This window comes from Acidobacteriota bacterium, from assembly GCA_026393755.1.
GTDB lineage: Bacteria > Acidobacteriota > Vicinamibacteria > Vicinamibacterales > JAKQTR01 > JBAXOX01.
This window is the reverse complement of sequence record JAPKZO010000020.1, coordinates 33,109-42,955: the sequence shown is the minus strand read 5'-3', so window position 1 is coordinate 42,955 and position 9,847 is coordinate 33,109. Positions and strand designations below refer to the sequence as shown.

The following is a 9,847-nucleotide window of genomic DNA, read 5'->3' as shown; positions in this document are numbered from 1 at the left end:
TCGTCTCCGACGCGATCTTCCCCCTGATGTAGCGGGTGCCAAAGTCATGCCGGAACGTACGGGTGATTGTGCGGGCATCGTCGCCGGTGAGATCGATCAGGTAGGGTTCACCGTAGTCGCACCAAGCGGCGTTGTTACAATGGTACAAGTACGTGACGCCATACGTGTGGCCGTCGCGCACCGTCGTCCGAAATTGGGGCGGAAACACTGATGGCGGAGCCGGCGGCTGCGGGAGATTGTTCGGGTAGTTTGGATATGGCGCGAGACTCCATCCTGTCTGAATCTCGAAGGAGAGTACCGTCTCGGTTTCCCGCAGCGCACCGTCCTGGTAGGTGTCGCGCTTCATGTAGGCGAAATTCGGTGGCGTATCCCCCGAGTACGCGACTTTCGCACCGCCTGGACCATGGACCGTTCGGCTGTACGGCTCGCCGGGAGCCGTAGACGAGTACTCGAATGTCCAATGGCCCGCCGGAATATCCGGTCCGCTGGCATCGCGCGCCGTCACCACCCGCGTGTAGCACGAGGTGCTGGTATCGACACTGCAGGGGTGCTCGTAACGATCAAAGCTGTAGACAACCTGACCTCCCGACGGCATCGTGGCTGTGAGGACGGGGTTGCCGACGGCATCGTGGTAGCTGAACGTCCACGCGAGGCCGGTTGGGAGCGTCACGGTCGTCAGCCACTCCCCGGTCCATCCGTATACCCACGTCCGTCGGCCATCGCTGACAGACGTGAGCTTGTCTCCCTGCCACCCAAAGATGACCTGCCTCACTTGTCCACCGTGAAGATCCTGGGTGATCGTAGTGATGCGGAACCCCGATCCGCCGGAAGCAGGTTCGTACTGGTACTCCAGCGTATTCCCAAACGGATCAGTGACCCGCGTTGGATACCGGCGGTTCAGGATCGCCTGCTTCAGTGCGTACTCGATCACGACGCCGTTCGGCCTCTCGAGTCGGTTGGTACGGCGGTCATACCGTTCGAAGCTGCCCGTGAGGAACGCCTGTGTGTGCCCATTGACCATCTCGACGCCACCCATGGGCGTTCGGGCGCCGTCACCGGTCACCATCACCGGATACGGGCTGGTCTCCCACTAGCCGGTGTCGTCGGCATTGGCGTCGGCCGAATCGATATATCCCGGTCCGACCGACCAGGCCATGCTCTTGCTGTTGAAGGACCGCGTGACCGTCAGGTCCAGCAGACCGTTTCCCGGGAACGCGATGTCGACAAATGACAGCAAGACGTTGCCGGATACCAGATCGATGTTCTCGAAAGGAAGTAAACCAAACGACGGGTGGGCCGGCTTGAAACCTTGGCTCGCAAAGACGGACGTGCCGTCATCCGGGTCGGGACTCGCGGTAGCCATGCGACCCGTGACTGTTGTCGCGACCAGCCCGACAACCATGACGAGGACGGTCCGGAGGGTCCGAACGGTGGCTGCGGTGCAAGGTATGGGATGGAAAGAGAAACGATGGCTATTCATCGGCGCTCCCGGGTACGCTCGGAATCCTGACCAAGGGGGCACTAGGGCGGGGGCGATACTGTGCATCGATTAGCCCTTCCTGTGCAAGAGCGTAGCCACGCTGTGACGGAACTGCGCTCGAAATATTCTCTGTGCAAGAACGCTTGACACGCGCGACAGGATCCGATTAGCCCCAAACGCCGGATCACGTGATTGCGTCCGGGCCGTCACCGCATGGACGGGTGAGAACCGGTCGGCAGCGGCATCAGCGACGCGGCGTCCGCTTGTTCGTCGTTCGGGATGCGACCTCGGGTGATGCGGTCCTGCGCACCCGTGGGGATGACGGGACACGTGGCGTCTTGAACCGTCGGTCGAGCACCCACACGCCGCGCGAGGCCTACCACCTGAGCCGCCTGGGCCTTCTTCGCGCAGACCGGGCACAACGGGCGTCCGAAACGCGATCGCGTCGACAGCACGATGTCCCAGAAGTGCTTGGATACAGCGGTGCCGTTCTTGTCCGTTCCCGAGTAGTGGTCGATCTCCCCACCACAGTCGACGCAGTCGTGGTTCGGATAGGCCCAATCGGGAATCAATGGCTGTTCCGTCCATCCGCCCTTCTTGGTGTCATACCCGTACCCGTGCTTGCCGAAGGCGTAGAAGTACTCGCCAGGCCCCCACTTGGACATCGCCCGTTTGTAGGCCTGGGCCTCTGCCGAGGTGATCCAGTTTTCGTCCGCCGTGTCCTTGGCGCCGGTCGAATCCTGCCACACCCATCCAAGAAGAGGTCCCGCCCAGACCCCGACCCGCACCACCGCACCCACCTTGTGGCCGGCGACGTCGCGAGCCGGTTCGAGCACGTTGGGGTGGCCGTTCTCGTCTTTCTGCTTCCAGTCGGTCTTCGCTTTGATGACCTTCAGGAAGGGCACGTGATCCACGCGCACGACTTCGGACTGCCAGAATCCGACGCCAACGACGGCGTTCATGCGTGCGCTGTACACGCGCGAATCCGCATACGCCGCGGCCACCGCCGTGTTGTTCCGGTAGTCCACGGTCTGGGGCAGGAACTCCACGACACTCGGGTCAAAGGGCTCTCGCAGCTTCTCCAGCGTCTCCTCCCACCCCACCAGATATCCCGGCAGTGCATCCGTGCTGTTGGCCATGACGATGTTGTTCCGAGGGATCGGGCCGACCGGCGCCTCCGGTGCGTCCGGCGTCACTGCAGGTGCGATCCTGCTACTTGGGGAGCTTGATGATGCGGATGTCTGGGCCCCACATGGTCTCGTCGGGCGACACGTGGAAGACCTGCGGGCCCGCCTGCAGGTATGGGTCGTAGCGGTTGATGCCTTCGGTGCTGATGACCAGGTAATCGAATCCGTCCTTCACGTAGGACTCGAGCGGCCGATCAATGATGCGCTCGGTGAGGGTGACGTCCAGTCCGGCGGAGCCGAGGTACGTCGGGCCGTTGTTCTCAACAGCCACCCGCGAGCCGGTCGCCGAGTGCCCCCATAGCCACGTCGAGGCTACGGTCCTCGTGTCTGGCCTCTGGAAGGCCTGGAGCCACCGGGCCGACCCCACGCCGAACTGTACGACAAACACGAGCGTCGCACAGATCGCGAAGGCGGCGCCGAGTTTCCCCTTCCCGGGTGCCGCGTACAAGCTGATCACGCGGGCGATTGCCACGATCGGTGCGGCCGCCAACAGACAGACCATTGGCGCAAGCGGGAGCGCATAGCGAGCGAAGACGATGCCACCGTGCGTCGCGAGGACGTAGGAATACACGACGGCAAAACCCACCGGGATCAACCACCTCGCTTGCGTGGCCTTGCGCGCCAGGACGAGAAACACGCCGGCGCCGGCCGTCGGCATCCAGAACCACGCCGACAACGCGAGGTGCTTGTAGTAGATCAGCCAGACCGGATCGCCGGCCGGGCTTCTGCCCTTCGTCGCGAACTTGCCGAACTCGGCGCCAAAGCCCTCGAGAAAGTTCGGCAGATCGAGCAGCGTGTACGGCGCGCCGACGAGGAACGCCACCGCGGTGGCCCCCACCGCCGCAGCGGCCTTACGGGCCCTGTCCGACGACGACCGGTCGAAGACCAACCACGCGATGACCACCGCAACCGACACGACCCCGCCGTTGTACTTCGCGGCCGCCGAGAGCCCCGCCGCCACGCCCGCCCAGGCGTAGGCCGACACGGTGCGATCCTGACCCGCCCGGATGGCCAGCCACACGCTCAGCGTCGTCAATGCGGTCATCGGCACGTCGGTCAGCATGAAGTGCGATTCCCGCACGTGCATCGGCAGCACCGCGAGCATGGCCGCCGCCGCCAGCCCCAACCGTGGTGAATCGAGATCGCGCCCTATGCGGTAGGTGATCCACACGGTCGCGGTGCCGACCAGGGCCGTGACCACTCTCCCGACCTCGAACACCGCGGCGATGTTCATCCGAGACAGGGAATTCCACTCACCCCGGAGCACGCCCAGCAGATAGCGCGCTCCCGCGTCGAGCGCGTGGAGGTAGATGACCAGCGATGGGTAGTTCCACGCGTGCGTGTTCCAGTCGCCGGTCTGCAGGATTCGCAGCGCTCGGCCGACAATGAGCGGCTCGTCTATGCCTGCGGCAAACGGCACGCCCGCCAGGTGATGCCTGAGGCGCACGGCAAGCGCCGCCATGAGAATCAGCAAGAGAAGGCCGCGCTCGAACATCGGCGAGGGCGGGTCTAATGGGTTCTCGGAAGCGATCGGGCGTGGAGCGGTGGAGGTGCCGATCATCGCCAAGAGGATAGCACGCGCAAACCGCGATGGGTGCCCACCGGCCAGTAGCGCCCGGCCGATGAGCACCCGCAGATCGTCCCTCCCGCGCACGGGTATCGCGTGATCAGTCGGACGGCCGTCTGGGCTGGCGCACAAAGACGACCAGGGCGATCGTCACCGCGACAACGGTCACCGGCACGGCCGGGCCGCGCCACTGTTCCGGCACCGCCACTAGAGCCAGCGCCGCCAGGGGCCCGGCCAGCAGCACACCGACAAGCACGCTAACGAAGACCGAGGTCGGTTTCGACATCGCTCGCCTCCAGCTTGAGGGGAATCGAGGAACACCCAATCAAGCGAAACCAGGCTGATTCAACGCGGATGACCCACGCAAGGGCACAGACTTCCCTGAGAGGGTTGTACCACGCAAAGCTGTAGACGCACGCCTCGTAGTCTTGCCACGCCGCGACGACTTCGACGACCCAGGCCTCGTAGCATGTCGGTCCGGCCGGGTCCGGCTCGGCAATCAGATCCGACTCGCCCGACGCCATCGGTTCTGCCATGGCGGTGATCGGGCTCGGGCCTTCTCCCTTGAGTACGCCAATCATCACATCGATGATGTCGACGGCGGTCCCGGGACCGGTGCATCGAGTGGAAGGCGTCAACATGCTCCGCATCGCGCGAAAGCGGCGAATCGCCGACGACCCGGCCAACACCTGCTGAAGCCGATCGAGATCGCGCTCAGTGAGGGTCTCGGGCCCAAGATCAACGGTGTGACCCCGTCGCGACACCCGCAGACGGGCGGCCCGGCCGGTCACCGTCAACAGGTCGTCGGCCGTGCGGAGCGCCAGATCGAAATCCCCGTTTGCCTGCAGGGTCTTGCTGACCTTGAGGTTGTCGCCGTCAATCTCGATCTGCACGGCGTCAGATCCTAGACGGATCAATCGCATCTCCGTTCCCGTGCGTTCGTCGAACACGTGCGTCGCCGCCCGCCAGGCATGTTCACTTTGAGGGGAACCGAGACGAGGTGGTGTGACTTGCCGGCACGGATCCGCTTCGGCGGCAAGCGCGGCGCCGGCCGTCGCTAACAATCCTGCCAGGCCCCATGAAATGGCACGTCGAATCATCATCTTCTCCTCCGGCCTGCTCGCCCGCTTATGCGGGCGACAGCCTGATGAACCGACGCACGACCTCGATCGCCGCTGTCCGGGCGAACCTGCCGCGTCAGCTGGTGTGGACCGGTGGCTTCCGGCTGGCGCGACGATCGTCGCGCCTGTCGACCTCGTGACTCACGCGTCGCCTCGATTCCTGGTCGAGGCCCGCGCGCCCGACCGGCGTCGTTTGCCTGCGAAGGCGCCGGCGCGAGGCCGGCGCCACACTCGGACCCGCCGATTCTACAACGAGGCTGCCGTGTGCATCGCGTGCTCGCCGAGGGACGTACGCACACGGACCGGCGGGCTGATCACCTGCGCACGCGGTTCCGGCAACGGCACCAGGTAGGCCTGGAGGGTGTGATAGCTGATGTCGAGCAACTGACACGCCTCGCGCTTGTTGTAGCCGCACCGCTGAAGCACCAGACGGACGTATCGCGCCGCCCACGCTCTGAGCGAGTCGCGGGCGTCCGCGGCCGATTCGAAGACCTCCTTGTAGGGCCCTCGAACCGCCGCCGGCAGATCGTCGAGTCCGATGCACTCCCCTCGCGCCGTCGTCAACGTGGACTCAATCAGCCGTTCGAGCTCGCGAACGTTTCCTGGCCAGTCGTACGTCACGAGCGCGTCAATGGCGGCGGCCGACAGCTGCAGTTGGCGGTGCGGACGAAGTCGTTCAAGAAAGTACTCGGCCAATTCGATGATGTCTTCCCGGCGGGACCTGAGCGATGGAACGATCAACTCAACGCCACTGAGCCTGTAGTAAAGATCGTACCGGAACAGCCCCTGTTCGGCCATGTCGAGCAGACGACGATTCGTGGCCACCACCAGACGTGTGTCAATTCGCCGCGAATCGTGGCCCCCGACCCGCTCGACCGTGCAGTCCTGGATGGAGCGAAGCAGTTTTGCCTGCGCCTGCGGCGCCAGGTCGGCCACTTCGTCCAGAAAGAGCGTTCCGCCGGCCGCATGCTCGAACTTGCCCTTCCGGCCCCGCACGCCGGTCGCCGTGCGATCCTCGATCCCGAACAGTTCCGCTTCGAGCAGCGTATCGACCAGGGCGGCGCAATTGACGGCAACAAAGGGACCTCGTCGACGCGCGCTCAACTCGTGAATCTGACGCGCCACCAGCTCCTTGCCGCTGCCGCTGGCCCCCTCGATGAGGATGGTAAAATCGGTGGCGGCGACCCGTTCGATGCGCTCGCGCAGATCCCGCATGGACCCGCTGCTGCCAATCAGCGGCGCCGCGCCGTCTCTGACCCGCGACGTCGGGGGAACCACCGCGCGGCAACCCGGTCCCCGGTGTTCGACCTCGGCCACCATCGCACAAAGCGCGATGGCTCGATCCAGAAGACGCCGCTGGCTCTCGGTCAGCACCTGTCCCTCGTGCAGCGCCACTTCGATCTGAAACGGGGGAAGCGTGGGACCGATCGGGGCCGGCACACGCAGAACGCCAGGCGTGTCGGCCCATTCCTCGCGCGTCCAGGTTGCACTGTGCGCCATCCGAAATCGGACCGACCTGGCCGACAATCGGCGACACATCATCGTCTCGATGGCGCCACCGACCGACCAGGTCTGCCGGGCTGCACTTCCCCGCCCTCGGCGCGTGGCGATGACTTCCTCGAGAACACATTGTCCCGGCGTGAGAGGAATCATCTCGCACCCGCCCCGCGCCGGACTCTCGCACATGATCTTGTTGCTCATCTCGACGATCCGTATACAACCTGCGCGCCATGATGGCGATCGGCCGTAACCCTGCAGCCCGCCGTCCACGACGACCGCGGCCACGGCGGACGGTTGGGCACTTCGTTCCCGGACACCTTCGGCGGTCGTGTCGATGGGTAGCTGCTACACGCGTCGAAGCGGAGGCCAGCCCGGAAGCGGAGGCCTGAACGGGCGTCCAGCGACCAGACTCTCGCGTGGATGACCGTGGCCTGACTTACCACGGCTGTCCGAGTAGAGAACGCACGGATGGCCAGGCTCGCTCCTGGTTCGAGGCGGGCTGACGTCTCGACCAGGGCTCCACCGGCAGATATGTCGATCACATCCACAGTGACCCCTGTTCGAAGTCCCAACGTCAACCCGCTTTCGGTCGCATCGGTGGGGCGTCGGTTTGCGCGTCGACGATCTTGATTCATGGTGGCGTCCATTGGTGCTCCCCTTGGGAGTAACGCAGGATCCGGATGCGTCCCGTCGCCCCAAGTACCCTGACGGCGTACTGTTCTCCGGTTCGCCCCGACAGATAGAGCGTGCCGGAGGTGGCGGTGCCAGTGGGACTGAAGGACAACAGATCGCTTCCACCGACCCGCACAGGGTCTGCACCCGCGATCGGGCTGCCGCTGTCGATATCGGTCACGCCACTCGCGATTGAGAATCTCACTCCGACGAAGTGGTCCGAGAGCGATTCCCATGCTGACACCTGCGCATCCGCACCAGTCCCGATGTCGGTTGTTCGCACGCCGTTACGGTTGCCGTCGGCGAACAGGGCGTATCGAACCGTTTCACCGCCGCGCTCAAACCGGTAAGCGACATGCGTCCCGCGCCGAATGGCGTCCATGCGGCCCTGCTGAAGCCGCGTGGCCAGGTAGCGGGCCGCGCCGCTGGTCGCAATTCGATCGTTCTGGCTTCCGAGAGTGGGTACAGCCATGGCGCCCACCACCAAGGTTGCCGCCAGCACAATCAACAGTTCGGCCAGCGACGTGCCGCGCTGCGGGTCGCGGGCGCGCGCTGCGCCCGCCCCCAACTCACGCCTGCTCGGTGTCACTTGTCGGTGCCAGGCCGATCAGCCTTCACCGGGGTGACGGTGATGAGCGTCCTGAGCTTCAGAAAGCCCTTCTCGCCGATGCCGCGGACATTCATCAGATCTTCGATCTTCTTGAACCCGCCGTTCTTCTGGCGGTACTCGATGATGAGCCCGGCGGTCTTGGGGCCGACACCAGGCAATCGATCGAGTTGCTCGAGGGTCGCGGTGTTCAGGTTGACCAGGACGACACCAGACGACTTGGTGTCCTGTGCGGGACGAGGGTCGGCGACTGCCGTCCACGCCGGCACGAGAACAAAGAGGGTCAGCACCAGCACACACAGACGGTTGAACGAGTTGCGCATCTCCATGCTCCTTTGAAATCGAGCGGCGTCAGGCCGCCCGCATGGTCCGGCGCCACCCGACGCTTCCGGGGAGGTCGGGCACGGAAGCGGCAGATGAAGCGCCAGACCGCAGGCATGGAGAGCAAAGCGAGAGCCAGCCGCGGCACCAGGAACCCGCCGTTGTATCTAATTGCAGGAACTGGGAATGGACGGGAGGACGAACGGAGACGCCCTCATCGAGGCGGCCTGACCATCGGCCGGGGGATCCGTGGTTGACGGAATCTGCGGGAGTGACCGCTCTACCCCACTTGAGCGGGCAACCTCGGTTGACGACGTGAGAGAACACTCCCGGAGTGATTATCGGTGGTGTCCGGGGACAATCACTCCGGGAGTGATTGACTCGCCGGGTCGCTCTTGAACCACGCGATCGTTTGCGCCAGCCCGTCTTCCAGGCTGACCGTCGGTTCGTAGTGCAGCACGGCGCGCGCGCGCGAGATGTCGGCTTGTGAGTGTCTGACGTCTCCGGCCCGCTCCGGTCCATACCTGGGCGTGATGTGGGTTCCGGCCAGGCGCTGCACCACGCCAAACACCTGGTTCAGCGAAATCCGTCCACCGGTTGCGACATTGAACACGTGACCGGCCGCCCCCGAGGCGTGGCACGCCTTGAGCACGCCGTCGACGACGTTGGCAACGTAAGTGAAGTCCCGCGTCTGCTCGCCGTCTCCGTGGATCGTCGGCACGCCCCCCGCGACGACCGCGCGGGCGAACACCGAGAGCACGCCCGAATACGGCGAAGACGGATCCTGTCTCGGCCCGAAGACGTTGAAGTACCGCGTCGATACCGTCTCCAGTCCGTAGAGCGCCGTGAACATCTGACAGTATTGTTCTCCGACGACCTTCTGCAGCGCGTACGGCGAGAGCGGCAGCGGCACCATGTCTTCGTGTTTTGGGAGGGTTGGCTGATTCCCGTACACAGACGACGACCCGGCGTAGATCATTCGTCTGACGCCCGCATCCCGTGCTGCCACCAGCACGTTGAGCGTGGCGTCGACAATTGATCGGTGCGAGGTCACCGGATCAGCGACCGAGCGCGGCACCGATGGAATCGCCGCCTGGTGCAGGACGTAATCCATCCCCGCCACCGCCTGACGCGCCACGGCCGCATCAGCCAGATCGCCCTGGATGAATTCGACGGACGAAGCGACAGCGGCGAGATTCCGCAGCGAGCCCGTGACGAGACTGTCCACCACGCGGACGCGTTCACGCCGGCGCACCAGTTCCTCGACCATGTGCGAGCCGATGAATCCCGCGCCTCCCGTCACCAGGTATGCCGCCATCACTACTCCTCAGAGGAATCGAACCGATTTCAAGACCCGTTCTCGCGGCCCGGAAGCAGACCGCCACACGCAGG

10 protein-coding genes are annotated in these 9,847 nt (G+C 64.8%); all 10 read right to left on the bottom strand.

The window, feature by feature from the left end; translation table 11 throughout:
* On the bottom strand, positions 1-1,066 hold a 1,066-nt coding region (locus NTV05_07815), incomplete at its 3' end, for a hypothetical protein (GenBank protein MCX6544308.1).
* A 24-nt stretch (positions 1,067-1,090) separates the two neighbouring features.
* Positions 1,091-1,402 (bottom strand): hypothetical protein, encoded by a 312-nt coding sequence (locus NTV05_07810; GenBank protein ID MCX6544307.1) that lies wholly within the window; start codon positions 1,400-1,402, stop codon positions 1,091-1,093.
* 284 nt (positions 1,403-1,686) lie between these two features.
* Entirely contained in the window at positions 1,687-2,676 is a 990-nt protein-coding gene (locus NTV05_07805) for a Rad52/Rad22 family DNA repair protein (GenBank protein ID MCX6544306.1), read from the bottom strand.
* Positions 2,677-2,692: 16 nt separating this feature from the next.
* Positions 2,693-4,321, bottom strand: coding sequence for a glycosyltransferase family 39 protein (locus tag NTV05_07800; protein MCX6544305.1), 1,629 nt, complete (start codon positions 4,319-4,321; stop codon positions 2,693-2,695).
* Positions 4,322-4,334: 13 nt separating this feature from the next.
* Positions 4,335-4,520 (bottom strand): hypothetical protein, encoded by a 186-nt coding sequence (locus NTV05_07795; GenBank protein ID MCX6544304.1) that lies wholly within the window; start codon positions 4,518-4,520, stop codon positions 4,335-4,337.
* The gene (locus NTV05_07790) at positions 4,492-5,337 is read right to left on the bottom strand and encodes a hypothetical protein (protein MCX6544303.1); all 846 of its coding nucleotides are present in this window, start codon (positions 5,335-5,337) and stop codon (positions 4,492-4,494) included. Before NTV05_07790 ends, NTV05_07795 begins: the two co-directional genes overlap by 29 nt.
* A gap of 264 nt (positions 5,338-5,601) precedes the next feature.
* Positions 5,602-7,056: a sigma-54 dependent transcriptional regulator gene (locus tag NTV05_07785; protein ID MCX6544302.1), complete on the bottom strand. Its 1,455-nt coding sequence runs from the start codon at positions 7,054-7,056 to the stop codon at positions 5,602-5,604.
* A 430-nt stretch (positions 7,057-7,486) separates the two neighbouring features.
* Positions 7,487-8,095: a GspH/FimT family pseudopilin gene (locus NTV05_07780; protein MCX6544301.1), complete on the bottom strand. Its 609-nt coding sequence runs from the start codon at positions 8,093-8,095 to the stop codon at positions 7,487-7,489.
* 17 nt (positions 8,096-8,112) lie between these two features.
* Entirely contained in the window at positions 8,113-8,457 is a 345-nt protein-coding gene (locus NTV05_07775; protein MCX6544300.1) for a helix-hairpin-helix domain-containing protein, read from the bottom strand.
* Positions 8,458-8,816: 359 nt separating this feature from the next.
* Positions 8,817-9,773 carry an NAD-dependent epimerase/dehydratase family protein gene (locus tag NTV05_07770; protein MCX6544299.1) on the bottom strand — a complete coding sequence of 319 codons (957 nt, stop codon included), beginning with the start codon at positions 9,771-9,773 and terminating at the stop codon, positions 8,817-8,819.
* Positions 9,774-9,847: the final 74 nt, after the last annotated feature.

Excerpts from the sequence above, each read along its gene's own strand:
- NTV05_07790 (MCX6544303.1), bottom strand. The coding sequence starts at position 5,337 with ATGATGATTCGACGTGCCATTTCATGGGGCCTGGCAGGATTGTTAGCG.
- NTV05_07810 (MCX6544307.1), bottom strand. The coding sequence starts at position 1,402 with ATGGTTGTCGGGCTGGTCGCGACAACAGTCACGGGTCGCATGGCTACC.
- NTV05_07775 (MCX6544300.1), bottom strand. The coding sequence starts at position 8,457 with ATGCGCAACTCGTTCAACCGTCTGTGTGTGCTGGTGCTGACCCTCTTT.
- NTV05_07785 (MCX6544302.1), bottom strand. The coding sequence starts at position 7,056 with ATGAGCAACAAGATCATGTGCGAGAGTCCGGCGCGGGGCGGGTGCGAG.
- NTV05_07795 (MCX6544304.1), bottom strand. The coding sequence starts at position 4,520 with ATGTCGAAACCGACCTCGGTCTTCGTTAGCGTGCTTGTCGGTGTGCTG.
- NTV05_07770 (MCX6544299.1), bottom strand. The coding sequence starts at position 9,773 with ATGGCGGCATACCTGGTGACGGGAGGCGCGGGATTCATCGGCTCGCAC.